This is a genomic window from Pseudomonas sp. S49 (genome assembly GCF_009866785.1).
In the GTDB taxonomy this organism is placed as follows: Bacteria; Pseudomonadota; Gammaproteobacteria; order Pseudomonadales; family Pseudomonadaceae; genus Aquipseudomonas.
Genome location: NZ_CP019432.1, coordinates 4,128,414 through 4,154,730, shown reverse-complemented (window position 1 = coordinate 4,154,730; position 26,317 = coordinate 4,128,414). Strand labels below are relative to the sequence as shown.

The 26,317-nt window shown below is 59.1% G+C and carries 21 protein-coding genes; 12 read left to right on the top strand and 9 right to left on the bottom strand.

What is annotated here, in order from left to right; all coding sequences use genetic code 11:
* Positions 1–211 precede the first annotated feature (211 nt).
* Both PspS49_RS18200 and PspS49_RS18195 read left to right on the top strand, forming a co-directional pair.
* On the top strand, positions 212–3,130 hold the full coding sequence (locus PspS49_RS18200; protein WP_160040890.1) for a hypothetical protein: 2,919 nt from the start codon (positions 212–214) through the stop codon (positions 3,128–3,130).
* 274 nt (positions 3,131–3,404) lie between these two features.
* Complete coding sequence (locus PspS49_RS18195) at positions 3,405–6,326, top strand: hypothetical protein (RefSeq protein ID WP_160040888.1); 2,922 nt, start codon at positions 3,405–3,407, stop codon at positions 6,324–6,326.
* A 155-nt stretch (positions 6,327–6,481) separates the two neighbouring features.
* On the opposite strand, the gene ftrA is transcribed toward PspS49_RS18195, so the two are convergent.
* Positions 6,482–7,459, bottom strand: coding sequence for a transcriptional regulator FtrA (gene ftrA, locus PspS49_RS18190; RefSeq protein WP_160040886.1), 978 nt, complete (start codon positions 7,457–7,459; stop codon positions 6,482–6,484).
* 101 nt (positions 7,460–7,560) lie between these two features.
* Between ftrA and PspS49_RS18185 the strand changes: the two genes are divergently transcribed.
* The 4 genes from PspS49_RS18185 (at position 7,561) to PspS49_RS18170 (ending at position 11,330) form a co-directional block, all read left to right on the top strand.
* Positions 7,561–7,989, top strand: a complete 429-nt coding sequence (locus PspS49_RS18185; protein WP_160040883.1) for a rhodanese-like domain-containing protein — start codon at positions 7,561–7,563, stop codon at positions 7,987–7,989.
* 351 nt (positions 7,990–8,340) lie between these two features.
* A complete protein-coding gene (locus tag PspS49_RS18180; protein ID WP_016775210.1) occupies positions 8,341–9,120 on the top strand; it encodes an ABC transporter substrate-binding protein in 780 nt (259 codons plus the stop codon).
* Between the two features lie 201 nt (positions 9,121–9,321).
* On the top strand, positions 9,322–10,434 hold the full coding sequence (locus PspS49_RS18175) for a succinylglutamate desuccinylase/aspartoacylase family protein (protein WP_160040881.1): 1,113 nt from the start codon (positions 9,322–9,324) through the stop codon (positions 10,432–10,434).
* Between the two features lie 179 nt (positions 10,435–10,613).
* A complete protein-coding gene (locus tag PspS49_RS18170) occupies positions 10,614–11,330 on the top strand; it encodes a prolyl oligopeptidase family serine peptidase (RefSeq protein ID WP_160040879.1) in 717 nt (238 codons plus the stop codon).
* Here the strand turns inward: PspS49_RS18170 and PspS49_RS18165 are convergent.
* Both PspS49_RS18165 and PspS49_RS18160 read right to left on the bottom strand, forming a co-directional pair.
* On the bottom strand, positions 11,320–11,877 hold the full coding sequence (locus PspS49_RS18165; RefSeq protein WP_007915061.1) for a hypothetical protein: 558 nt from the start codon (positions 11,875–11,877) through the stop codon (positions 11,320–11,322). The genes PspS49_RS18170 and PspS49_RS18165 overlap by 11 nt on opposite strands.
* 84 nt (positions 11,878–11,961) lie before the next feature.
* Entirely contained in the window at positions 11,962–12,735 is a 774-nt protein-coding gene (locus PspS49_RS18160; protein WP_160040877.1) for a hypothetical protein, read from the bottom strand.
* Positions 12,736–12,882: 147 nt separating this feature from the next.
* On the opposite strand from PspS49_RS18160, the gene PspS49_RS18155 reads away from it, so the two are divergent.
* The gene (locus PspS49_RS18155) at positions 12,883–13,419 is read left to right on the top strand and encodes a chalcone isomerase family protein (RefSeq protein WP_160040875.1); all 537 of its coding nucleotides are present in this window, start codon (positions 12,883–12,885) and stop codon (positions 13,417–13,419) included.
* 143 nt (positions 13,420–13,562) lie between these two features.
* The gene (locus PspS49_RS18150) at positions 13,563–14,882 is read left to right on the top strand and encodes an Nramp family divalent metal transporter (RefSeq protein WP_127928780.1); all 1,320 of its coding nucleotides are present in this window, start codon (positions 13,563–13,565) and stop codon (positions 14,880–14,882) included.
* Positions 14,883–15,010: 128 nt separating this feature from the next.
* Here the strand turns inward: PspS49_RS18150 and PspS49_RS18145 are convergent, their stop codons facing one another.
* On the bottom strand, positions 15,011–16,114 hold the full coding sequence (locus tag PspS49_RS18145) for a cytochrome P450 (protein ID WP_160040873.1): 1,104 nt from the start codon (positions 16,112–16,114) through the stop codon (positions 15,011–15,013).
* A gap of 79 nt (positions 16,115–16,193) precedes the next feature.
* Here PspS49_RS18145 and PspS49_RS18140 point away from each other — a divergent pair, with 79 nt between their 5' ends.
* The 3 genes from PspS49_RS18140 (at position 16,194) to PspS49_RS18130 (ending at position 19,144) form a co-directional block, all read left to right on the top strand.
* Positions 16,194–16,946 (top strand): helix-turn-helix transcriptional regulator, encoded by a 753-nt coding sequence (locus PspS49_RS18140; RefSeq protein WP_160040871.1) that lies wholly within the window; start codon positions 16,194–16,196, stop codon positions 16,944–16,946.
* Between the two features lie 156 nt (positions 16,947–17,102).
* A complete protein-coding gene (locus PspS49_RS18135; protein WP_160040869.1) occupies positions 17,103–18,323 on the top strand; it encodes a putative DNA modification/repair radical SAM protein in 1,221 nt (406 codons plus the stop codon).
* Positions 18,320–19,144, top strand: a complete 825-nt coding sequence (locus tag PspS49_RS18130; RefSeq protein WP_160040867.1) for a TIGR03915 family putative DNA repair protein — start codon at positions 18,320–18,322, stop codon at positions 19,142–19,144. Before PspS49_RS18135 ends, PspS49_RS18130 begins: the two co-directional genes overlap by 4 nt.
* A 283-nt stretch (positions 19,145–19,427) precedes the next feature.
* On the opposite strand, the gene PspS49_RS18125 is transcribed toward PspS49_RS18130, so the two are convergent.
* The 5 genes from PspS49_RS18125 to PspS49_RS18105 all read right to left on the bottom strand — a co-directional run bounded on the left by PspS49_RS18125 (position 19,428) and on the right by PspS49_RS18105 (position 25,641).
* The gene (locus PspS49_RS18125; protein ID WP_008086978.1) at positions 19,428–20,447 is read right to left on the bottom strand and encodes a branched-chain amino acid aminotransferase; all 1,020 of its coding nucleotides are present in this window, start codon (positions 20,445–20,447) and stop codon (positions 19,428–19,430) included.
* Between the two features lie 245 nt (positions 20,448–20,692).
* Positions 20,693–22,066, bottom strand: a complete 1,374-nt coding sequence (gene lpdA, locus PspS49_RS18120; RefSeq protein ID WP_160040865.1) for a dihydrolipoyl dehydrogenase — start codon at positions 22,064–22,066, stop codon at positions 20,693–20,695.
* 7 nt (positions 22,067–22,073) lie between these two features.
* Positions 22,074–23,345: a dihydrolipoamide acetyltransferase family protein gene (locus PspS49_RS18115; protein ID WP_150776141.1), complete on the bottom strand. Its 1,272-nt coding sequence runs from the start codon at positions 23,343–23,345 to the stop codon at positions 22,074–22,076.
* Positions 23,346–24,404 carry an alpha-ketoacid dehydrogenase subunit beta gene (locus tag PspS49_RS18110; RefSeq protein WP_003224000.1) on the bottom strand — a complete coding sequence of 353 codons (1,059 nt, stop codon included), beginning with the start codon at positions 24,402–24,404 and terminating at the stop codon, positions 23,346–23,348.
* Between the two features lies 1 nt (position 24,405).
* On the bottom strand, positions 24,406–25,641 hold the full coding sequence (locus PspS49_RS18105) for a 3-methyl-2-oxobutanoate dehydrogenase (2-methylpropanoyl-transferring) subunit alpha (protein ID WP_127928767.1): 1,236 nt from the start codon (positions 25,639–25,641) through the stop codon (positions 24,406–24,408).
* 185 nt (positions 25,642–25,826) lie between these two features.
* Between PspS49_RS18105 and bkdR the strand changes: the two genes are divergently transcribed.
* Complete coding sequence (gene bkdR / locus PspS49_RS18100; protein ID WP_016985245.1) at positions 25,827–26,315, top strand: Bkd operon transcriptional regulator BkdR; 489 nt, start codon at positions 25,827–25,829, stop codon at positions 26,313–26,315.
* The last annotated feature ends 2 nt before the right edge of the window (positions 26,316–26,317 follow it).

The window sequence follows — 26,317 nt, the reverse complement described above, 5'->3', positions numbered from 1 at the left end:
ATGATGCTGCGTTTTACCGGGTGCTTTAACGTTTGCCCAATCCGACATTCGCATCTTTTCCGCTCCCGTGGATTGTCCATCCAGACCGACCATCTGTCGGAAAACCTTTCCTACCTGTCAGATCTGTCAGTACCCCTCGTCGATAAATTCCTTTCTGATAGCTCAAGCGTTTCGGCCGACTGCCGCCCGTCCATCACGAAGGAGCGTCACCATGAACACACCCCTGGCTGAAAACCAGCCATTGGCCTTGAGCCCACCGCATATCACCGGCAGAACCAAGTTGCGAACGCCGGAGCATTACCACGGCGGTATTCCCATTCGCGCGGTCGAGGGGGATTTGCAAGTCATCGTTGACCCGTGGCTGGTGATGAGCATTGGGGACAAGTTCGAAATGTTTCTGGGCAATTTGACGGTCGCGGTGTGGAGCAAGGAACTCGACGCCGAAGATCTCAACAAGCGACTGGTGTTCAGGATTGCTAAAGGTTTTGTTCTGGAGGGCGAGGTCAAGGCGTTTTATCGCGTAAAGCGAGTTGGACAGGCGTTCCAGGACTCCAAGCCAACGTTGATTCTGCTGGCCAAATTCCAGCGCCCCGGCGGCTTTGATAACGACCCCGAAGAAGGTCATTCCGGTCTCACGTACACGTTGATACCGGACCTGACGCACGGGGTCACTCCGGATATAGCCAGAGACGGTGTTCAGATGCATGTTTTCCCCTACGAAAACATGGCTGCTTTCGATTACATCTTGTGCCGCTGGGGTAGTCAGGAGGTGTTTCATTATCCGGTGACTCAGGAGCAGGTCGACGACCCCGTGAACCATCCGATTCTTATCACTTTCAAAAAAGACGTGATCGAGAGCGCTGGCGATGGCCCGGATGTAGCGGTGACTTTTCAGGTGATCGACCGCGTTGGCAACTATCCGGATGAGCGCGCGCCTTGGGCGAAAATCACTCGGGTATTGGTGAGAACGGAGGGCACCTGGCTCACGGAACCGAGAATCCTGGTCAACAATAAGCCCGTCACAACGGTCGATCTCGAGCAACTGGGCGACAACGATGTCATCGTGAGTGTTTACACGCGGGCAGACCACTTCGAAGTAAACGACAAGATTGTGGTGACGTGGAGCGGTATGCCAGCGCAAGGCAAACCGATCATCGTCACGCCTGCGGAGCAATGCGTCGAATTTACCGAATTTACCTATTACTTCGTGATTCCCAATGCCTCGGTCCGCGCTCTTGCCAAGGGCTCGGCCTCGGTCAGGTATGAGCGGATCAGAGAGGGGGAGGTGGCGGTCCCATCGTTGGTCGCTAGCGTCAATGTGCAAGGGGAAATCAGTCAACTGGCGGCGCCCACCGTGATCGAGGCATCTGGCGGTTTTCTGGACCCTGAGGCGGATTGGGCAACCAACGAAATTCCTTGGTATGCGGGGCGCAAGAACAGCGACCAAGTGACTCTGCGCTGGGAGGGCGATCGTCCTGACGGCAGTACCGAGTATTACTCCGACTCGCGTTCGGTCGGCAATCAGCCGGAAAACACGCCGGTTCTGCTCACCGTAAAAAACGTCGATATCCGCCGGTTCAACGGCTTGCGGGTGAGGGTGAGTTACACGGTGGCCAACGACGACGCGATGCTGCAAAACGTGCGTGATTCGTTGCCGTTGTTCCTGCAGGTGGGACAAGCGTTACCGCGATTTGAAGCGCCGCAAGTGGAGGAGGCGCAGGGCGGTACGCTCGACCCCGAACGCGTGCCGCCCGCGGGTGTAACGTTGATCGCGCCACACGAAGGCACGTCTGCCGGCAATCGCGTGACCTATCACTGGCGCGGATCAGGCAGTGGCGGCAGCACCAGTGACTTCGTCGACCTGACGACCCACACAGCGGGCAAACCCGTCAAATTCACGGTAGCCAAGGCGTTCGTCACTGCCAACCTCAACGGCAAAGTCGTGGTGACTTACACGATTGTGCACGGCGGCGTGTTGTTGGGGACGTCCGGTGAACTGACGCTGAGCGTCGGCAACGCGCAGGCCGAAGTGCCACCGCCCACTGTCATCGAAGCTCCGGTTTACGTCCTCGATCCCAACCAGTATCAACAGGGTTTCACCGTGCGCTTCGACACTTCGATATTGAAGCCTGAGGACGAAATCGAACTGACGGTCATCGGCCGTCCCGGCGATGGTTCGACGGCGCCAGTGCGCAAGGGTGCGAGCGGCCAGCCTTATCTGGATTTCAATATCGCGGCGGCCATCACCGGCGCCAATCTGGGACGCGATGTGGCGTTGAGCTACAGGACGTTTCAGGCCGGGCAACCTGCTCCTGGAGAAACACGGCCGCTGACCATTGGTGTTTTGTTGCAGAAAAACATGCCGCAGCCGTTGATCGAAGGGATGACCGGGGAGGTTTTGGATATTGGGTTGATCGAGGACGATACCAAAGTGCTGTGCGACAAATGGCCGTTTCAGCGTTCGGGCCTGCCTGTGTGGTTGAGTTATGTGGAAACCAGAACGGATGACAGTTCACGCACCAAAGAGCAGTTGGTGGGGGTGACGCATGATCAGGGAAGTGGATTGATTTACACGACTGAAGTGCAGTGGTTGCGTGAATGCAAGGCGGGTTCGACAGTGACGATTGTGTTGAAGGTGGGGTTGTTTGAAGGGGGGGATTTGGTTGATGCGGTGGATTGTCAGCGAAGGGTTTATTCGGTGAGAGTCGGGTTTGATTATCTTACGACTTTTGACTTGTTCAATTGGGATGGCTGGAAACATCACCCACAATATCCGTCGTCTATTATTCGTTCAGGAGAGGAATATTTTGCTCAATCCAATAATAAAGATAATCACACTCACATGACGAAGTCTTTCAGTGATATCGAGAATAATCAAGAGTACGAATTAAGCTTCATCTATCAGTGTCCAGATGCTTCAACGCTCGTCATAATGATCGACAACACCCCATACTATCATGCAAAGATTCCTCGTGCGTATGCTTGGGAGAAAATTTTGACAACTTTCACGCCGAATAACATATCTCCTGCATCTCCGAGAGTATTGACAATTTATTTTGGCGCTCATTATTACAACTATGGACCGTCAAAAATTGATGATATTCGCTTAAAATGGAAAGCGAAGCTTTAGCATAGGAATCGCATTCATTGATCATTTCGAGCAGAGTTCGGAATGATCAATTTGGTTTGGCCCGTTGTGTCTGCGAGATCACCTTTCCTCGACGAAAACCCAATCAGGCCTTCGCCATTTTTTCTCTGCTCCAGCTCGTCCATTCAAACAGACCATCTGTCGGAAAACCGTGCTGACCTGTCAGATCTGTCAGTACCCCTCGTCGATAAATTCCTTTCTGATAGCTCAAGCGTTTCGGCCGACTGCCGCCCGTCCATCACGAAGGAGCGTCACCATGAACACACCCCTGGTTGAAAACCAGCCATTGGCCTTGAGACCACCGCATATCACCGGCAGAACCGAGTTGCGAACGCCGGAGCATTACCACGGCGGTATTCCCATTCGCGCTGTCGAGGGGGATTTGCAAGTCATCGTTGACCCGTGGCTGGTGATGAGCATTGGGGACAAGTTCGAAATGTATCTGGGCAATTTGACGGTCGCGGTGTGGAGCAAGGAACTCGACGCCGAAGATCTCAACAAGCGACTGGTGTTCAGGATTGCTAAAGGTTTTGTTCTGGAGGGCGAGGTCAAGGCGTTTTATCGCGTAAAGCGAGTTGGACAGGCGTTCCAGGACTCCGAGCCAACGTTGATTCTGCTGGCCAAATTCCAGCGCCCCGGCGGCTTTGATAACGATCCCGAAGAAGGTCATTCCGGTCTCACGTACACGTTGATACCGGACCTGACGCACGGGGTCACTCCGGACATAGCCGAGAAAGGCGTTCAGATGCATGTTTTCCCCTACGAAAACATGGCTGCTTTCGATTACATCTTGTGCCGCTGGGGTAGTCAGGAGGTGTTTCATTATCCGGTGACTCAGGAGCAGGTCGACGACCCCGTGAACCATCCGATTCTCATCACTTTCAAAAAAGACGTGATCGAGAGCGCTGGCGATGGCCCGGATGTAGCGGTGACTTTTCAGGTGATCGACCGCGTTGGCAACTATCCGGATGAGCGCGCGCCTTGGGCGAAAATCACTCGGGTCCTGGTGGATGCGAAGGGAACGCGGCTTCCCCAACCGAGAATTCTGGTCAACAACAGACCCGTCACAACCGTCATTGATCTCGAGCAGTTGGGTGACAAGGACGTCATCGTCAGTGTTTATGCACGTGAAGAACACTTCGACGTGGACGACCGGATCAAAGTGACCTGGACCGGTATGCCGGCGCAGGGTAAACCGATCATCGTTATCCCCGCGGAGCAATTCGTCGATTTTACCGAGTTTGCCTATGAGTTCGTGATTCCCAATGCCTCGGTCCGAGCCCTTGCCAAGGGTTCGGCCTCGGTCCGGTATGTACGCACGAGAACAGGCGAGGACGAGGCCTCTTCGATGGTCGCCAGCGTCAATGTGCAAGGGGAAATCAGTCAACTGGCGGCACCCACTGTGATCGAGGCGCCTGGCGGTTTTCTGGACCCTGAGGCGCCATGGGCAACCAACGAAATCCCTTGGTATGCGGGACGTAAAAGCGGCGATCAGATCGACCTGATCTGGGAAGCCGCGCTGCCTGGCGGCGGTGTGGAGTATTACTCGGATCCGCGTCCGGTCGGCAATGTGCCGGAAAATACGCCGATCCTGCGTACTGTCAGTCATGCAGTCATCCGCAGGTTCAACGGGTTGCGGGTGAGGGTGCATTACACGGTGGCCAACGACGATCTGCTGCTGCAGAACGTGCGCGATTCGTTGCCGTTGTTGCTGCAGGTAGGTGTGGCGTTGCCGACGTTCGCCCCGCCAGAGGTGGAGGAAGCCCAGGACGGCACGCTCGATCCTGAGCAGGTGCCGCCCGCAGGTGTCACGTTGACTTGTCCGCATCTGGGCACATTGGCGCAAGATCGCGTGACGTATGTCTGGCGCGGCTCAGGCAGTAACGGCAGCACAAGTGATTTCGCCGACCTGACCTCGCATTCGGCGGGCAGTCCGGTGAAGTTTACTGTGGCTAAACCCTATGTGACGGCCAATCTCAACGGAAAAGTTGCAGCGACTTACACCATCGTGCGTAACGGCGAACTGCTCGGTACATCCGGTGAACTGACGCTGAGCGTCGGCGAGGCGCAGGCCGAAGTGCCACCGCCCACTGTCATCGAAGCTCCGGTTTACGTCCTCGATCCCAACCAGTATCAACAGGGTTTCACCGTGCGCTTCGACACTTCGATATTGAAGCCTGAGGACGAAATCGAACTGACGGTCATCGGCCGTCCCGGCGATGGTTCGACGGCGCCAGTGCGCAAGGGTGCGAGCGGCCAGCCTTATCTGGATTTCAATATCGCGGCGGCCATCACCGGCGCCAATCTGGGACGCGATGTGGCGTTGAGCTACAGGACGTTTCGGGCCGGGCAACCTGCTCCTGGAGAAACACGGCCGCTGACCATTGGTGTTTTGCTGCAGAAAAACATGCCGCAGCCTTTGATCGAAGGGGCGACGGGGGAGGTTTTGGATATTGGGTTGATCGAGGACGACACCAAAGTGCTGTGCGACAAATGGCCTTTTCAGCGTTCGGGCCTGCCTGTGTGGTTGAGTTATGTGGAAACCAGAACGGACGACAGTTCACGCACCAAAGAGCAATTGGTGGGGGTGACACATGATCAGGGCAGTGGATTGACTTACACGACTGAAGTGCAGTGGTTGCGGGAGTGCAAGGCGGATTCGACAGTGACGATTGTGTTGAAGGTGGGGTTGTTTGAAGGGGGGGATTTGGTTGATGCGGTGGATTGTCAGCGAAGGGTTTATTCGGTGAGAGTCGGGTTTGATTATCTTACGACTTTTGACTTGTTCAATTGGGATGGCTGGAAACATTACCCACAATATCCGTCGTCTATTATTCGTTCAGGAGAGGAATATTTTGTTCAATCCAATAATAAAGATAATCACACTTGCATGATGAAGTCTTTCAGTGATATCGAGAATAATCAAGAGTACGAATTAAGCTTCATCTATCAGTGTCCAGATGTTTCAACACTCGTCATAATAATCGACAGCACCACATACTATCATGCAAAGATTCCTCGTGCGTATGCTTGGGAGAAAATTTTGACAACTTTCACGCCGAATAACATATCTCCTGCATCTCCGAGAGTATTGACAATTTATTTTGGCGCTCATTATTACAACTATGGACCGTCAAAAATTGATGATATTCGCTTAAAATGGAAAGCGAAGCTTTAGCATAGGAATCGCATTCATTGATCATTTCGAGCAGAGTTCGGAATGATCAATTTGGTTTGGCCCGTAGCAAACTAAAGATTGCAACGGGCCTTAATCTCAAAAAGCCTGACGCGGAATGCATTACCCTTGCTCGTTAAAGGGCCTTCAAGATTCCCTCAGGAACCGACGGCCTTCACCCCACGCCCAAACCGCTCCCGATACACCGACGGCGGCACCCCCACCACACCACGAAACGCCACACGAAAACTCTCCACCGACCGATAACCGCAACGCTCGGCAATCTGCTCGGTGTTATGCGGCGTACTCTCAAGTAACTCCCGCGCCCGCGCCAACCGTTCATGCTGCAACCACGCCTTCGGCGACTGCCCACTGGCCTCGGTAAACCGCCGCAGAAACGTACGCTCACTCATCGCTGCTTCACTGGCCAGATCACGCACTTCCAGCGGTTCATGCAAACGCTCGCGCGCCCATTGCATCACCCGCGACAGATCGTTGCGCGGCGTCGGGCTGACCGGGGTCGGAATGAACTGCGCCTGACCGCCGGTGCGTTGCGGCGACATCACCAGACGCCGCGCCACCGAGTTGGCGACCTGCGTGCCGAAGTCCCGCGCCACCAGATGCAGGCAGGCATCGATCCCGGCAGCGCTGCCGGCCGAGGTGATCAACTGACCGGAATCGACATAAAGCACATCCGGATCGACGGCAATCGCCGGGAAGCGCTGCGCCAGTTCCGCCGTGTAACGCCAGTGAGTGGTGGCGCCGTGGCCGTCGAGCAGGCCGGTGGCCGCCAGCACAAATACACCGGAGCAAATCGACAGCAACCGCGCACCCCGGGCATGGGCCTGACGCAATGCATCGAGCAGTTCATTCGGCACCGCCGCGTTGCGATCGCGCCAGCCGGGAATGATGATGGTGCGCGCCTCGGCCAACAATTCCAGGCCGCCATCGGCCAATACCTGAATCCCGCCCAAGGCGCGCATCGGGCCTTGATCGACTGCCGCGATGGCGTGGGTGTACCACGGGAAATCGAACTCCGGCCGGGTCAGGCCAAAGACCTCCACGGCGATGCCGAACTCGAATGTGCAGAGGCCGTCGTAGGCCAGAATCGCGACCAGACCTGGTGATGTCGGCATTTGGCGGAAAATTCCCGGTGAGTGTCTTGTGCGCCACTGTAGCCGCAAGCGGCCGCTCGATAAAGTCTGTTCACACCCGTTCAGATAAAGGAGCAACACCCATGGTCAGTCTGGTTCGCGACATTCCTGCCGCACCGTCGGCAATCGCCCTGATGCACTTCAGCAATCGTCTGACTTTCGAAACCGATTGTTCCGACGTCTTCAGTAGCCAAGAGGCTGGCGAGATTGATTTCGTCCTGGTCGACGTTCGCGGCCCGCTGGCCTTTGAGCGCGGGCATGTGCCGGGCGCGGTCAATATCCCGAACCGGTTGCTGACGGCGGTTGAACTGGCCAGCTACCCGAAAAGCACGCTGTTCGTGGTCTATTGCGCCGGCCCGCACTGCAACGGCGCGAACAAGGCGGCGGTGAAACTGGCGGCGCTGGGTTATCCAGTCAAGGAGATGATCGGCGGCGTTACCGGATGGCTGGATGAAGGTTTTCAACTGAGCGTTGAGCAAGCCGCCAAAACCGCCATCGGCTGCGAATGCTGATCCCCTTGTAGGAGCTGCCGAAGGCTGCGATCTCTTGATCTTGATGGTTAAAAAAACAGATCAAAAGATCGTCCGAACGCGGCCCGAGCCTGCGGCAGCTCCTACAGGGAAATCAGCGATTTTCTGCGCTGGAAAAGCGCTTGTCCTACAGCCTTTGCACCACGACGGCGCACCCGTTGACCCCGGTCAATCGGTGCGCCGATCTTTCATAAGTATTTGTCGCTTAAACACAATTTACCCTGTGCGCGCCGCCATAGACTGCCGGCCACTTCGGTGTTTGTGGCCAATTGGCCATGACCGAACGCTGAATCGAAAGCTGCCAATAAAAGCCTCCGCCCACAGGAGTTATAAATGAAGAAGCTAGTGATGTTCGGTGCTCTGGCACTGTCGATGTTGTCCCTGACCGCTGTGGCCGAAGACGCCAAGCCGATCCGCATCGGTATCGAAGCCGGTTACCCGCCATTCTCGATGAAAACCCCTGACGGCAAACTCACCGGTTTCGACGTCGACATCGGCGATGCGCTGTGCGCGCAGATGAAAGTCAAATGCACCTGGGTCGAGCAGGAATTCGACGGCCTGATCCCGGCGCTGAAAGTGAAGAAGATCGACGCGATCCTGTCGTCGATGACCATCACCGATGATCGCAAGAAGAACGTCGATTTCACCATCAAGTACTACCACACCCCGGCGCGCTTCGTGATGAAGGAAGGCTCCGGTGTCAAAGACCCGTTGACCGAGCTCAAGGGCAAGAAAGTCGGCGTGCTGCGTGCCAGTACCCACGACCGTTACGCCACCGAAGTGCTGGTTCCGGCCGGGATCGACCTGGTGCGTTACGGCTCGCAACAGGAAGCCAACCTCGACATGGTTTCCGGGCGTATCGACGCGATGCTGGCTGACTCGGTCAACCTGAGTGACGGTTTCCTGAAAACCGACGCCGGCAAAGGTTTTGAATTCGTTGGCCCGACCTACGAAGACGCCAAGTACTTCGGCGGCGGCGCTGGCATTGCGGTGCGCAAGGGCGATACCGCGCTGGCCGAGCAATTCAACAAAGCCATCACCGAAATCCGCGCCAATGGCGAGTACAAGAAAGTCCAGGACAAGTACTTCGACTTTGACGTGTACGGCCATTAATACGCCGTAGAAAAAAGTGGCCCCGTTTGCGCGGTGGCCACTTTTTTTGCGCTCTAATAAAACCACAGAACCTTGTGGGAGCGAGCCTGCTCGCGAAAGCGGTTTAACATTCAACATCTTTGTTGTCTGGCACACCGCCTTCGCGAGCAGGCTCGCTCCCACAGGGGATCAGTGTGATCCGGAAATTGAGGAGATTTTCCCATGCAACGCATCGACCATGTTCTGCCCTGGAGCCACTTGGGCAGCGAGCGCTCGCTCAGCGTGTTTCGCTATGGCGCGGGCACCCGCAAGGTGTACATCCAGGCCAGCCTGCACGCCGATGAACTGCCGGGCATGCGCACTGCGTGGGAACTCAAGCAGCGCCTCAATGCGCTGGAACAGCAAGGCCGTTTGCAGGGCGTGATCGAGCTGGTGCCGGTGGCCAACCCGATCGGCCTTGATCAACACGTGCAAGGCGCGCACATGGGCCGCTTCGAACTGGGTAGCGGCAAGAACTTCAACCGCGCCTTCGTGGAACTTAGCGCACCGGTCGCGGCGTTGATCGGTGAGCGTCTGGGCGCGGATGCCGAAGCCAACGTCGCGCTGATCCGCCAAGCGATGGGCCAGGTGTTCGATGAATTGCCGGCACCGGTCTCGCAACTGCAAGCCTTGCATCGTTTGTTGCTGCGCCATGCCTGCGATGCCGACATCACCCTCGATCTGCATTGTGATTTCGACGCAGCGATTCACTTGTACGCGCTGCCGCAGCACTGGCCACAGTGGCAATCATTGGCGGCGCGTCTGAAGGCCGGCGTGGCGCTGCTGTGTGAAGATTCCGGCGGCAGTTCGTTCGATGAATCCTGCTCGACGCCGTGGTTGCGGCTGGCGCGGGCATTTCCTAACGCTGCGATTCCTGCGGCGAATCTGGCGACCACGCTGGAGCTGGGCAGTATGGGCGACACCCGGGTCGATCAGGCGCAGGCCAATTGTGAGGCGATTCTGGGCTTCCTCGCCGAGCAGGGTTTTATCAGCGGCGAATGGCCGGCGGCGCCGGGCGAGTGCTGCGAAGGTCTGCCGTTCGAGGGCACCGAATATCTGTTCGCGCCGCACCATGGTGTGGTGAGTTTCTTGCGCAATGCCGGCGAGTGGGTGGAGAAGGGTGATGCGTTGTTTGAGGTGGTGGATCCGTTGCAGGATCGTGTGACCACCGTGCGCTCCGGTACTAGTGGCGTGTTGTTTGCGCTGGATCGTGGGCGTTATACCGAGCCGGGGATCTGGCAGGCGAAAGTGGCGGGGCGGGTGGCGTTTCGGACGGGCAAATTGACTAACGATTAATAGATCTTCACTGGATTCACCGGCCCTTTCGCGAGCAGGCTCGCTCCCACCTTTGAAATGCGTTCCCCTGTGGGAGCGAGCCTGCTCGCGAAGGGGCCATCAGCAGCACCCAACATGTTGATCCACGCCGCAGGATGTTAGGCTCCCCCCGAACCCGACACTCCGTGAAGGAAGGCTCTATGTTGAAGGTCTTTGCTCTGTTGACCCTGCTGGCGTCCAGCGCTGTGCAGGCGCAAACCACTCTGCAATCCGATCTGCCGCTCAAGTACATTGAACAGGTGCACGCCGACGCCGAGGCGCGGCCGCTGGTTATTTTCCTGCACGGTTACGGCAGTAACGAAGCCGACCTGATCGGCATGAAATTCCAACTGCCGGCGCAATACAACTACCTGTCGGTGCAGGCGCCGCTGTCATTGGGTGAAGGACGTTTCCAGTGGTTTCGCAAGAAGGGTGAAGGCGCCTACAACGGCGAGACCGATGATCTGAAGGTCAGTGGCCAGAAGCTGCGCGACTTTATCGCGCAAGCGGCGCAGAAATATCACACCACCCCGGACAAGGTGTACCTGATCGGCTTCAGCCAGGGCGCGATGATGACCTATGAGGTCGGGCTGCGGCCGCCAGTGGCTGTCGGCGGGATCGCGGCGTTGAGCGGGCGTTTGTTGCCGGTGTTGAAGAGTGAACTCAAGGTCGAGCAGCAGCCGTTGCCGCTGAGCATCTTTATCGGCCACGGTACGGCCGATGATCCCGTGCCGTATAAAAACGGCACCGAGGCCAACACGCAACTACAGAAACTCGGTTACAAACCGCAGTTCCATGCCTATCCCGGCGTCGGCCACAGTATCAGTGCGGCCGAGTTGCGCGATTTGAATGGCTGGTTGCAGCAGCTCAATCCTTGAGGATGGTTTTCACCAGCGCATCGTGACCTTTCTTGTCGCTGGCGCGGGAGATCACCTGCACCAGCGCCATCTTCGTGCCGGAGCCGGCCATCAGCGTGGTGTTGAGGGTCTGGCCACCGCCCTGGGTCGCGGTGCTGTCGACCTGACGCAGGCCCAGGCCGGTGCCTTTTTGGGTCAGGCTTTTTTCGCTGAGTTTGTTGAAGTCAGGCAGGGCCTTGCGCTGATCTTCGATGAAACTCGACACGCTGCCATCGAGGAACTGCCCGTCGTTGTCCTTGACGTGCTGGCCTTCGGGAATCTTGTTTTCAGCGGTAATGACCACGGTTTTTGTGGCCTCGTTGGTGTACATCGTGCCCGTGGTCCCGCTCGGGCTGGTCGGCAGCGGGTCGGCGACGAAACCTTTTGGCAGCACAAACGTGAACTTGCCATCGAGCATCGAGACTTTCTCGGTGCCGGCATTTTTCTTGGCCGCTTGCGCGTGGAGGGCGCCGAAACCGGCGAGGGCCGCCACCAGCAGGACAACGGCTTTTTTGCTCAACAATGACATGTGAATCTCCGGTGGATGGTCGCGCGAGGCGGGCGATCATCCCACGGAGGGGGGCGGGCGTTCCAGCGCGAATCATCCGAGCGGTTACTGCGCCTGCGCTTTCGCCAACGGACGGGCCAACAGGCGTTTGGTCACGCCGAGCATGGCCACCGACACCGCGACGCCGACGGCAAATCCGCTCAGGCCCATGGTTGGCAAGGTCAATGCCGAGATCAGACAAAACGCCGAAAACGAATACATGCCGGTCGCCGTCGCCCGTAACAATGCGGCGGTAAATGCCGGGCCGCGCGTCTGTTGCGAGAACACCGCCATCACGCTGCCGAGCACCGGGAACACCGCGAGCAAACCGCTCCAGCGCTCGCCGACGGTGCTGGCGAGCATCGTCACCACCAGGGTCAACGCGGCGCCGGCGATCATCCGCCAGATCAGTCTGTCCGACTTCGGCGCCGTGCCGCTGAGCACCGGTTGCACCGTGGGAAACAGGTACGGCGATGCCAGCAACGCAATCGCCGCCGCCGCGACGGAAAACGGCAGCGACGCCGGGATCAGCGACAACACCCCAGCGATGACGGCCCACACCGACAACGACGCGGCCAACGCCAACGGCCAGTTCGCTCGTTGCGCGACCTGCGCGTAGGTGATGCAGAACGCAATCATCGCGAACATCGCCGATAACGCCGCCACCGCCGACTGCGCGGCAAACGCCGGACCCTGCTCGATGGCGAGGAAAAACAGAATCGGCCCGACCACCACCGGCAACCCCGACAACCACCCGGCCACGCTTGGCCCCCAGCGTTTGCCCGCCAGGGAAATCAGCAGCAGAAATCCGGGAATCAGCAGCAGTTTGAGGATCAGCACGCAGGAGTCTCCATCCGTTGAAGGTTCGCCACGTTAGCATTGTCGATCGGCGATTGCTGCCTATGTGCGCAGATTTTGTATACAAAGTGCTGGCGACGATACCCGGCTATGCTTTGACTATCAGGGCTTGCCGGAGTCGATACCGCGATGAACAGAACACCCAAGGTGTTACGGGGATGTTGCGGCATCGGCTTGTGGGCGCTATTGCTGACACCAACCTGGGCCAATTGGCAGGACGCGGTGCCCGGCGCGCAGATCATCGGTACCGGCGATTACAGCGTGTTCGGTTTCGATGTCTACAACGCGCGCCTGTGGAGCGCCGCGCGGCCCTTGGCCGAGGGCCAGCCGTTTGCGCTGGAGCTGATCTACCGCCGCAGCATTTCCCGCGACGACCTGGTCAAGGCCAGCGTTGACGAAATCAAACGCCTGGCCGGCCCCCGCGTCAGCCCGGCGCAATTGGCCAGTTGGCAGGTACAGATGCAGCAATCGTTCGTCGATGTACAGGCCGGCACGCGGATTACCGGCGTGTATCTGCCGGGGCAGGGCGCGCGGTTTTTTGTCGGTCAGCAGTTGCAGCATGAGATCGATGACCCGCTGTTTGCCCGCGCGTTTTTCGATATCTGGCTTGATCCGCGTACGCGCAGTCCGGAGTTGCGCGAACAGTTGTTGGGGGTGAGTCGATAAGAGCAAAGATCGCAGCCTTCGGCAGCTCCTACAGGAGAGTGCATTCCAATGTAGGAGCTGCCGAAGGCTGCGATCTTTTGCGCTTCAAGGCTGTGGCGGAAACCTCTAAGCTGCGTCTTTCCGACTTGTTTCTGGATGTGTGCGTGAAATTCAGTTTGCCCAAAATCGCCACCGCGCCGTTTTGTCCGCCGGAAGTGGCTGGCAGTGTTGCGGTTGATCCCAATGCGTCGTTCTTCAAACGCGTGCTGCGTTTTGCCGGTCCCGGGTTGCTGGTGTCGATCGGTTACATGGATCCGGGCAACTGGGCCACCGCCATCGAGGCCGGTTCACGCTTTGGTTACAGCCTGTTGTTTGTGGTGTTGCTGGCGAGTCTGGCGGGCATGGTCGTGCAATGCCTGTGTTCGCGGTTGGGCATTGCCACCGGGCGCGATCTGGCGCAGCTGTCCCGTGAGCGCTACAGCACACCGACCGCGCGCCTGCAGTGGGTGTTGGCGGAAATCTCGATCATCGCCACCGATCTGGCCGAAGTGCTTGGGTGTGCGCTGGCCTTTCACTTGCTGCTCGGTTGTTCGCTGACCTTCGGCATTGCCCTGACGGCGTTCGACACCTTGCTGGTGCTGGCCTTGCAAAATCGCGGTTTCCGCAGGCTGGAAGCAATCATGCTGGTATTGGTCGCGACCATTGGCGTGTGTTTTTTCGTTGAACTGTTGCTGATCAAACCGTACTGGCCGGATGTCGCCCAAGGCTTCAAACCGTCGCTGGCGGCGATCAGCGAGGCGGCGCCGTTGTACCTGGCCATCGGTATTCTCGGTGCGACGGTGATGCCGCATAACCTCTATCTGCACACCTCGATCGTGCAGACGCGGATGATCGGCAAGGACCTGGCGAGCAAGCAGGACGCGGTGAAACTGGCGCGTATCGACACCATCGGTTCGCTGGCGCTGGCGTTGCTGGTCAACGCGGCGATCCTGATTCTTGCGGCAGCGGCGTTTCACCAGTCCGGGCACACCGAGGTGGTGGACATTCAGGACGCCTACCACCTGCTCGATCCGCTGGTCGGCGGTGCGCTGGCCAGCGTGTTGTTCGGCGTCGCGTTGCTCGCGTCGGGGCAGAGTTCGACCTTCACTGGCACCATCGCCGGCCAGGTGATCATGGAGGGTTACCTGAACCTGCGGATTCCGTGCTGGCAGCGACGCTTGATTACTCGCGGACTGGCGTTGATTCCGGCGTTTATCGGCGTGTGGCTGATGGGCGATAACGCGATTGGCAAGTTGCTGGTGCTGAGTCAGGTGGTGCTCAGTCTGCAACTGCCGTTTGCCCTGTATCCATTGATTCGCATGACCAACGACAAACAGCTGATGGGGCCGTTTGTGAATCGCTGGCCAACCCGGGTATTGGCGTGGGGGTTGTTTGTGGTGATCAGTGGCGCTAACAGCTGGTTGATTTTGCAGTGGGCGGCTTGAGCCATATTTTGCAGTGACTGGTTGGGCCCCTTCGCGAGCGAGCTCGCTCCCACAATGTTCGAGGTGATCACAACAGTGTGTACACCCCAAAACCCTGTGGGAGCGAGCTTACTCGCGAAGACGGACTGTCAGGCGCCCGAGTCGCTGAACACAGGAATGCGCCCATTGAGCGAAGGCCTGTAGTGCCAGTTCAGGCGATTCAGATCGGTGCCGTTTTTGAGTACTTCCCGCACCGTCGCCCCGGCAATACTCATCGCCAACGCTTGCCCCGGACACTCGTGCCGACCACTGCCGAAACTGAAACTGCGGCGGTTCTCGCGCTGCACCAGAAACTGCTCAGGCTGTGCGTTAAGCGCCGGATCACGATTGGCGGAGGCCAGTAAAACCAGAATCACATCACCTGCTTCGACCCGCACACCAGCAATCTCGCAGGGCGCGGCGACAAAGCGCCGGGTGTTCTGCACAGGCGGGTCGAAGCGCTGGACTTCGCCAAGCATTGCTTCGATGGATTCGCCGCGCAACGCTGGCTGACGACGTAACGCCAACAGCGTGTTGCCGATCAGCCCGGCGCAGGCTTCGAACGTCTGCGAACAGAGGCCGATCAGGTTGGCGATCAGGGTTTCTCCATCGCCGGCAAAACGCTGCTGGATGGCTCTCAACAAATTGCTGGCAGGCTCGGCGAGTAATTCGATGAAGTAGCCGCGCAGTTGTTCGGCCGCTGCATCCGCTGCGGCCAATTGCAGGTCATCGCTCAACGGTGACAGGCAAGCGACGAAGTCCGCCGTCAGCTTGCTGACTACCCGCGCCTGCGCGGGCGTGAATCCCAAAAGCGCCGCGACCACGCACACCGGGCCACGAAACATTGCCTTGTACACACCGTCGGCGTCCGCTGTGATCAGCCGTGCGGCGACCAAAGCATTGATCGTCTCAAGGTCCAGCGCTGCCAGCTCAGGCTCGATGGCCGAACGCGGACAGCGCTGGCGTTCGCCGTCATTCATCCGCATCAGCTGGCCAAAGACTTTGCCGGCCATCCTGCCGGCAATCGCTTTGGGCACGGGCTCCTGCGCCGGACGCACCCGGCAATCAGCGTGGGCCAACACCGCACACACCGCACGAGCGCTGCTGGCGACCCACAGTTTCAGATCCGGATGAAACGTCAGTCCACCTGCTGCGCGCAGTTCGGCGTAGTAGGGATAAGGATCGGCATGCGTTGTGGCGCTGATCGGGTTCATGGTTTGCATCCTTGTCGGCAGGGAAAGTGTTGCTACTATCTCCACTGCGCAACGACGACGATTCGTCCGGGAGCGAACTATGCACGCAGAACATCAAGACATCGGTGTATCGCAGGTGGCCGCCGCCATCGCTGAGCCGGCGCGGACAAAAATCCTCTGTTCGCTGATGGACGGCCACGCCCGCACCAGCACGGAGCTGGCGACGATCGCCGAAGTCAGCGCCTCGACCGCCAGTGCACACCTGGCGAAACTCAAGGATCTGGCCCTGGTGCGCCTGCACGTGCAGGGCCGCCATCGCTATTACAGCCTCGCCGATCAGCGGGTGGCGCAGGCGCTGGAAGCGCTGATGGTGATTGGCCAGAACGCCGCCCCGACGTTCAAGGCGCACACCCCGGATCGCCTGCAATTCGCCCGCACCTGCTACGACCACATGGCCGGGACGCTGGCGGTGTTGCTGCATGACCGTTTGATCGCAGGTGGTTGGCTGGTGGCAACCGACGAGCAGGCATATCGCTTGAGTGAGACGGGCGAGGCGTTGTTTCTCGGTCTGGGCATCGAAGTGGAGGATTTGACGACCCTGCGCCGCAAATTTGCCTGCCCGTGCCTGGACTGGAGCATGCGCCGGCCGCATCTCGGGGGGTCGCTGGGGGCGGCGCTGTTGCAGACCGCGTTGAAGCGCAAGTGGGTGACCCAGGATCTGGACAGTCGGGCGTTGGCGTTGACGGCGGTGGGGCGCAAGGAGATCGGTGCGCGGTTTGGTGTTGAGTTGCCGATTGAAAACCACAAGATCAAAGGATCGCAGCCTTCGGCAGCTCCTACATGGATTGGGTAGGGCTGAGATTTATTGGGTGTACGCGACTCCTGTAGGAGCTGCCGAAGGCTGCGATCTTTTGATTTTCAGCTTCTGACCGACGAGGGGCGCATTTGCCTCCTTGTGTCACCGCAGTCGACTCTATACTGTATATGCAAACAGTATAGGGCCCGCGCCATGCAAATCATCGACAAGCTGAGCATCCTCGCCGACGCCGCCAAGTACGACGCCTCCTGCGCGAGCAGCGGTGCGCCCAAGCGCAGCTCCGAGGGCAAGAGCGGGCTGGGTTCGACCGATGGCATGGGCATCTGCCACAGCTACACGCCGGACGGGCGCTGCGTGTCGTTGTTGAAGATTCTGCTGACCAATTTCTGCCTTTACGATTGCCAATACTGCGTCAACCGCCGCTCCAGTGATGTCCCGCGTGCCCGTTTCACTCCCGAAGAAGTCGTGGCGCTGACCATGGATTTCTACCGGCGTAACTGCGTCAGCGGATTGTTCCTCAGTTCGGGGATCATTCGTTCGGCGGACTACACCATGGAGCAACTGGTGCGGGTGGCGAAGCTGCTGCGCGAAGAGCATGAGTTTCGCGGGTACATCCATCTCAAGACCATTCCCGAAGCCGATCCGGCATTGATCGAAGAGGCGGGGCGTTATGCGGATCGCCTGAGCGTCAACATCGAATTGCCGACCGATGCCAGCCTGCAAGTGCTGGCGCCGGAAAAGGACATCACCTCGATCAAACAGGCGATGAACACCATCTACACCGGCGTGCAGACGGTTTTGAACGAACCGCGCTCGGCGAAGTTCGCCCCGGCCGGGCAGAGCACGCAGTTGATTGTCGGCGCCGACGACACCGATGACAGCACCATCCTCCACAGCGCCCAGGCCTTGTACGGCAACTTCCGTCTGCGCCGGGTCTACTATTCGGCCTTCAGCCCGATCCCCGACAGCCCGAAAAGCGTGCCTCTCGCTGCGCCGCCGCTGATGCGTGAGCACCGTTTGTATCAGGCCGATTTTCTCTTGCGCAGTTATGGCTACAGCGCCGATGAGTTGCTCAAGGGGCCGGGCAATCTGGCGTTGGACATCGACCCGAAACTGGCTTGGGCGTTGCAGAATCGTGAAGTGTTCCCGCTGGATCTGAACCGTGCCGAAGCGTCTCTGATCGCGCGTATTCCCGGTATCGGCCTGCGCACCACCGAACGTCTGGTCGAGCTGCGCCGACAGCGGCGAATCCGCTACGAAGACGTCGCGCGTATGCGCTGTGTGCTGGCCAAGGCTAAGCCGTTCATCATCACCAGCGACTACCATCCGCAGCAGGCCGAGGTCACCAGCCACTTGCTCTATCAGCAACTGCGCGACCGGCCAATGCCGCAGCAGATGGGGCTGTGGGGATGATCAATCTCGATTGCGATGATCTGTTCGATACTTGGCGCCAGCAGGCGCGCTGGTTGCTGAGCCATGAAGTCGACCCGAGTCTGGTGAGCTGGGCCTCGGAGGGTGTCGGTGATCTGTTTGCCAATGATGAGCCGGTACCTGAGGGGCAGGGGCCGTTTCAGGCGCGCATTCCGCGAGCGTTGCTCGACACACTTGAGCAAGCCTCGCGCTATCGCGGCGATCAACGCTGGAGCCTGTTGTATGAAGTGTTGTGGCGCGTTAGCCATGGCGATCGCACGGCGATGATGGCCGGGGACAAACTCGGCAGTGAACTGCAGCGACGGATCAAACAAGTCAATCGCGAAGCCCATCATCTGCATGCGTTTGTGCGCTTCATCGAACGCCCTTCATCCAGCGCGGGTCCGCAATATGTGGCTTGGCATGAACCGGCCCATGACATTTTGCACAGCGCCAGTGAGCATTTCATCGGGCGAATGGGCCGTCATCGCTGGTTGATCGCCACGCCGCGCGACGGGGTTTATTACGATGGCGAGCAACTGATCCATCAACGGCAATGCCCGGTGGAATGGCAGGAGTTGGCGCAGAATGTCGACGATCCTCATGGGGATCTGTGGCTGACTTATTACAGCCACATCTTTAATCCAGCGCGGTTGAACGAGAAGGTCATGCAGGGGCATTTGCCGGCGCGGTTCTGGAAGAATCTGCCGGAAGGGGAGTTGATTCCCGGGTTGATTACGCAGGCGCGGATGGGTAAGCAGCAGAATGGGCAGGCGAGCGGGATTGCCAGTCGCGCAGGTAAACGGATTGCCTTGAAGAGCTAAGAGCTTACCCTCACCCCAGCCCTCCCGAAACGTCGGACCGCCCGTAGGGAGAGGGGGCCGACCGAGGTGTTCTCGCGTACTACATCGACCTGAACGATCAAGTCGAACTCAGGTTTTGAAAAGCACAAAAATCGGCTCCCTTTCCCCCTCGCCCCCCTGGGGGAGAGGGCTGGGGTGAGGGGGAAAGAATCTCAAGCACGCCACAAATACTGCGCCAAGCGCCATAAAAAAGCCCCCCACCAATCACTCGGTGGAGGGCTTTTCTACATAAGCAGCCGTCAGATCAAACCTTGACGATCCAGCCCGCTGGCGCTTCGATGTCGCCGGTCTGCACGCCAGTCAGCTCTTTGTAGAGCTTCTGGGTCACAGGACCCACTTCGGTCTCGCTGTGGAACACATGCAGATGATCGTTGTAGCTGATACCGCCGATCGGGGTGATCACCGCAGCCGTACCGCAAGCACCGGCTTCCTTGAAGTCCGACAGTTTGTCGATCAGCACGTCGCCTTCAACCACTTCCAGGCCCAGACGCGATTTCGCCAGTTCGATCAGCGACAGGCGGGTGATGCCTGGCAGCACGGACGGCGAGTTCGGGGTGATGAACTTGTTGTCGTGGGTGATCCCGAAGAAGTTGGCCGAACCGACTTCTTCGATTTTGGTGTGGGTCATCGGGTCCAGGTAGATCGCGTCGGCGAAGTTGGCTTTCTTCGCTTTCGAGCCCGGCATCAGGCTGGCCGCGTAGTTGCCACCGACCTTGGCTGCGCCGGTGCCTTGTGGGGCAGCGCGGTCGTAGCTGGAGATCTGGAAGTTGTGCGGGGTCAGGCCGCCCTTAAAGTAGGCGCCGACCGGGATGCAGAAGATCGAGAAGATGAACTCGGGTGCCGTGCGCACGCCGATGTTGTCACCCACGCCGATCACGAACGGACGCAGGTACAGCGCTCCGCCGGTGCCGTATGGCGGTATGAAGCGCTCGTTGGCGCGAACCACGGCTTTGCACGCTTCGATGAACTGCTCGGTGTCGACCGTCGGCATCAGCAGACGCGCGCAGCTGCGTTGCATACGCAGGGCATTCTGGTCCGGGCGGAACAGGTTGATCGAGCCGTCCTTGCAACGATAGGCCTTCATGCCTTCGAAGCACTGCTGGCCATAGTGAAGGGCAGTCGAGCCTTCGCTGATGTGCAGCACGTTATCTTCGGTCAGGGTGCCTTTGTCCCACTCGCCATCGCGAAAGTACGACAGATAGCGCTTGTCGGTCTTGATGTAGTCAAAACCCAGCTTGTCCCAATTGATGCTTTCGTTACCCATGACACCCTCTATCACTGAACAACCGCCGAAACGGTTCAAGGCTTCTGACGTTTTTTGGATGGGCACAACAATACTTCATTCTTGAGCGGTTTCGCAGCCGGAATTCGCTCCACTGATCGTTCCCACGCTTGATCGTTCCTACGCTCTGCGTGGGAATGCCTCATCGGACGCTCCGCGTTCGGCTTTTGGGACGCAGAGCGTCCCCGGCTGCATTCCCACGCAGAGCGTGGGAACGATCAACGCAGCTACAGGTGCAACGCATGCCCGAGGGCACGCAGCGCCGCTTCCTGCACCGCTTCACCCAGTGTCGGATGCGCATGAATGGTGCCTCCGATGTCTTCCAGCCGCGCGCCCATTTCCAGGCTTTGCGCAAACGCCGTCGACAACTCGGAAACCCCGACGCCCACCGCTTGCCAGCCAACAATCACATGGTTATCCCGACGAGCGACCACGCGCACGAAGCCGCTTTTCGATTCCAGCGTCATCGCCCGGCCATTGGCGGCGAACGGGAAACTGGAAACAATGCAGTCCAGCCCCGCAGCCTTGGCTTCGTCCGGAGTCTTGCCGACCACCACCAGTTCCGGGTCGGTAAAGCACACGGCAGCAATGGCGGTCGCGTTGAATTCGCGGGTTTTGCCGCTGATCAACTCGGCAACCATTTCGCCTTGAGCCATGGCGCGGTGGGCCAGCATCGGCTCGCCGCTCAAATCGCCAATCGCGTAGACATTGCGCATGCTGGTCTGGCAGCGGCTGTCGATCTTGATCGCCGAGCCGTTCATATCCAGATTCAGCGCTTCAAGGTTCCAGCCCTGGGTATTCGGTTTGCGACCGACGGCGACCAGCACCTGATCGGTTTCCAGATTCAGGGTTTCGCCTTCCGGATCGCGCACCTGCAAGGTGCCATCGAAACCCAGCACGCTGTGCTTGAGGTACAGCTTCACGCCCAGTTGCTTCAGTGCGTCATGTACCGGTTGCGTCAGTTCCGCGTCGTAGGCCGGCAGGATGCGATCCTGCGCCTCGACCACGCTGACGTCGGCGCCAAGCTTGCGATAAGCAATGCCCAGTTCCAGACCGATGTAACCACCGCCAACCACCACCAGACGTTTCGGCACGGATGTCGGTGCCAGCGCTTCGGTGGAAGAGATGATCGGCCCGCCAATCGGCAGGATCGGTAGATTGACGCTGGTCGAACCGGTGGCCAGCACCAAGTGCTCGCACTGGATGCGCGTGTCGCCGACGTCAACAGTTTTACCGTCGATGACTTTGGCCCAGCCGTTGATGACCTGAACCTTGTTCTTCTTCAGCAATGCGGCAACGCCGGTGGTCAGGCGATCAACGATGCCGTCCTTCCACTCGACGCTTTTGGTGATATCGAGCGTCGGCGCGGCAACGCTGATGCCCAGCGCCGAATGCTGGCTGTGATGCTGCGTCTGGTGAAACTGCTCGGCCACATGGATCAGCGCTTTCGACGGGATGCAGCCGATGTTCAGGCAGGTGCCGCCCAGCGATTGGCCTTCGACCAGAATCGTCGAGATGCCCAGTTGGCCGGCGCGGATCGCCGTCACATAACCGCCGGGGCCGCCGCCGATGATCAGCAGCGTAGTGTTCAGAGATTGCATGCGCGCCTTACTCCACAAACAAAGTGGCAGGTTGTTCGATCAAGCCGCGAATGGCCTGGATGAAGAGTGCCGCGTCCATGCCGTCGACCACGCGGTGATCGAAGGAGCTGGAAAGGTTCATCATCTTGCGGATCACGACCTGGCCTTTGACGACCATTGGGCGTTCGACGATTTTGTTCACGCCGACGATGGCCACTTCCGGCAGATTCAGCACTGGCGTGCTGACGATGCCGCCCAGTGCACCGAGGCTGGTCAGGGTGATGGTCGAGCCGGACAGCTCATCGCGGCTGGCCTTGCCATTGCGTGCGGCGTTGGCCAGACGCGAGATCTCGGCGGCGCTGTCCCACAGGCTGCGCGCCTCGGCGTGACGCACCACCGGCACCATCAGGCCAACATCGCTTTGCGTGGCGACGCCGACATGCACCGCACCGAGGCGGGTGATGACCTGCGCTTCATCGTCGTAACGGGCGTTCATCTGCGGGAAGTCGCGCAGAGCAACGACCAGCGCGCGGACGAGGAAAGGCAGCAAGGTCAACTTGCCACGACTGGCGCCGTGTTTTTCATTCAGATGCGCACGAAGTTCTTCAATCGCGGTAACGTCGATTTCTTCGACATAGCTGAAGTGTGCGGCACGCTGGGTAGCGTCCTGCATGCGCTGGGCGATCTTGCGGCGCATGCCGATCACTTGAATCTGTTCTTCGTCAGTCCGTTGTGCGTACGCGGCAGCAACCGGTGCCGAAGCGTTCGACTGACCTTGTGCCAAGTAGGATTCAAGGTCTTCGTGCAACACACGACCGGCCGGGCCGGAACCGCGCACCAGACGCAACTGAATACCCAGATCCAGCGCATGTTTGCGCACGGCCGGCGAGGCGAGCGGACGTTCGTCTGCTTCGCGGGCAACCATCGGGCCTTGGCAAACCGCAGCAGGGCGCGGGGCGGCTGGAGCAGGTTTACTCTCAACGACTGCTTCAACCTTCGGCGCCGCAGGTGCTTCTTTTACCGGAGCAGGAGCCGCCGATTCCTTGAGGTTGCCAGCACCTTCAACCTCAATGCTGATCAGCACACTGCCAACCGCCATCACTTCACCCGGCTGGCCGCCGAGGGCAATCACCTTGCCGTGTACCGGCGAGGGAATATCGACCATCGCCTTGTCGGTCATCACGTCCGCCAGCACCTGATCTTCAACCACCAGATCGCCAACCTTGACGTGCCATTGCGACAGTTCTACTTCTGCGATGCCTTCGCCGATGTCCGGCATCTTGATAACGTGCGTGCCCATTCAGACCTCCATGACCCGTTTCAACGCCGCGCCCACTCGGGACGGCCCTGGGAAATACGCCCACTCCTGCGCGTGCGGGTAGGGAGTGTCCCAACCGGTGACGCGTTCGATCGGCGCTTCCAGGTGATGGAAGCAATGCTCTTGCACCAGCGACACCAGCTCGGCGCCGAAACCGCAGGTGCGGGTGGCTTCGTGAACCACCACGCAACGGCCGGTTTTCTTCACCGATTTGACGATGGTTTCCAGGTCCAGCGGCCACAGGCTGCGCAGGTCGATGACTTCAGCGTCAACGCCGCTTTCTTCGGCAGCGACCTGCGACACGTACACGGTGGTGCCGTAAGTCAGCACGGTCACGTCCTTGCCCGGACGAGTGATCGCAGCAACGTCCAGTGGCACGGTGTAGTAACCGTCCGGCACCTGGGCTTGCGGGTGTTTCGACCACGGGGTCACCGGGCGGTCGTGGTGACCGTCGAACGGGCCGTTGTACAGGCGTTTCGGCTCAAGGAAGATCACCGGGTCATCGTTCTCGATGGAGGCGATCAGCAGGCCTTTGGCGTCATATGGGTTGGACGGCATCACGGTGCGCAAGCCGCACACCTGAGTGAACATCGCCTCGATGCTCTGGCTGTGGGTCTGACCGCCATAGATGCCGCCGCCGCATGGCATGCGCAGGGTCATCGGTGCGGTGAACTCGCCAGCCGATCGATAACGCAGGCGCGCCGCTTCGGAAATGATCTGGTCGGACGCCGGGTAGACGTAGTCGGCGAACTGGATCTCGGCGACCGGACGCAGACCGTACGCGCCCATGCCGACGGCCACGCCGACGATGCCACTTTCCGAGATCGGTGCGTCGAATACGCGGGAGGTGCCGTACTTGGTCTGCAGGCCCTCGGTGCAACGGAACACGCCGCCGAAGTAACCGACGTCCTGACCGAACACCACCACATTGTCGTCACGCTCAAGCATCACATCCATGGCCGAGCGCAGGGCCTGGATCATGGTCATGGTGGTCGTGGTCATGGCGGTTTCCAACTGAATATTGTTGTTGTGATCGTTCATGTCAGATCCCCAACTGCTGACGCTGGCGCTTCAAGTGCTCCGGCATCTCTTTGTAGACGTCTTCGAACATGGTCGCGGCGCTTGGAATCTGGCCGCCGGCGAGGGTGCCGTACTGTTCGGCCTGTTTCTGCGCGGCAATCACTTCGGCTTCGAGCTCGGCGCTGACAGCGGTGTGCTCTTCTTCCGACCAGTGGCCAACCTTGATCAGGTGCTGTTTGAGACGGGCGATCGGGTCGCCGAGCGGGAAGTGGCTCCAGTCATCGGCCGGCCGATATTTCGACGGATCATCGGAGGTCGAGTGCGGGCCGGCACGGTAGGTGACCCATTCGATCATGGTCGGGCCGAGGTTGCGGCGGGCGCGTTCGGCAGCCCAGGCAGATGCCGCATACACCGCGTAGAAGTCGTTGCCATCCACGCGCAGCGAGGCGATGCCGCAACCGACGCCGCGTCCGGCGAAAGTGGTGGCTTCACCACCGGCGATGGCCTGGAAGGTCGAAATCGCCCATTGGTTGTTGACCACGTTGAGGATCACCGGCGCGCGATAAACGTGGGCGAAGGTGAGGGCGGTGTGGAAGTCCGATTCGGCGGTAGCACCGTCACCGATCCACGCCGAGGCGATTTTGGTGTCGCCCTTGATCGCCGAGGCCATGCCCCAGCCCACGCCCTGAATGAACTGGGTGGCGAGGTTGCCGGAAATGGTGAAGAAACCGGCATCCTTGACCGAGTACATGATCGGCAACTGCCGGCCCTTGAGCGGATCGCGCTCGTTGGACAGCAGTTGGCAGATCAGGTCGACCAGCGGCACATCGCGGGCCATCAGGATGCTTTGCTGGCGGTAGGTCGGGAAGCACATGTCGTCGATGTTCAACGCCAGGGCCTGAGCACTGCCGATGGCTTCTTCGCCAAGGCTCTGCATGTAGAACGACATTTTTTTCTGACGCTGGGCGACCACCATGCGGTTGTCGTAGATCCGCGTCTTGAGCATGGCGCGCATGCCTTTTCGCAGGATCTCGACCGGCACGTTTTCAGCCCATGGGCCGAGGGCGTTGCCCTGATCGTCGAGCACGCGAATCAGCCCACGAGCCAGGTCGGCGGTGTCGGCAGGTTCGACGTCGATGGAAGGTTTGCGCACCGTACCGGCATCGGTCAGATGCAGGTAGGAAAAATCGGTTTTGCAGCCTGGACGGCCCGAGGGTTCAGGGACGTGCAGACGCAGCGGTTCATACGCTTGGGTCATGGCTTCTACGCTCGATCTTGTGAATTTCTTGTAGTGAGCTGGCAGTCATTCTTCGGTAGAAGAAATCTTGTCCTACAACAATCATAGGCCCGGGCAAGAAGAATATTTATCTCTGTTTCGTTGCGCTGGAGACGATTTGCAGATAGAAATTCTGCATAAACATAAAAAACAGGTGGTTTTGTCTCATGCGCAAACTGGACCGTACCGACATCGGCATTCTCAACAGCCTTCAGGAGAACGCGCGCATCACCAACGCCGACCTCGCGCGCTCGGTGAACCTGTCGCCGACGCCGTGCTTCAACCGGGTCAAGGCCATGGAAGAATTGGGGCTGATTCGCGAGCAGGTCACGCTGCTGGATGCCGATCTGCTGGGTCTGCACGTGAACGTGTTTATTCACGTCAGCCTGGAAAAACAGGTCGAGGAAGCGCTGCAGCATTTCGAGGAAGCCATTTCCGATCGCCCGGAGGTGATGGAGTGCTACCTCATGGCCGGAGACCCGGATTACCTCATCCGGGTCCTGGTGCCGACCATTCAGTCGCTCGAACGCTTCATGATGGACTTCCTGACCAAAGTGCCGGGTGTGGCGAATATCCGGTCAAGTTTTGCGCTGAAGCAGGTGCGCTACAAGACCGCGCTGCCATTACCCGCTAACGGTTTGACGCTGGGCAGTTGAAC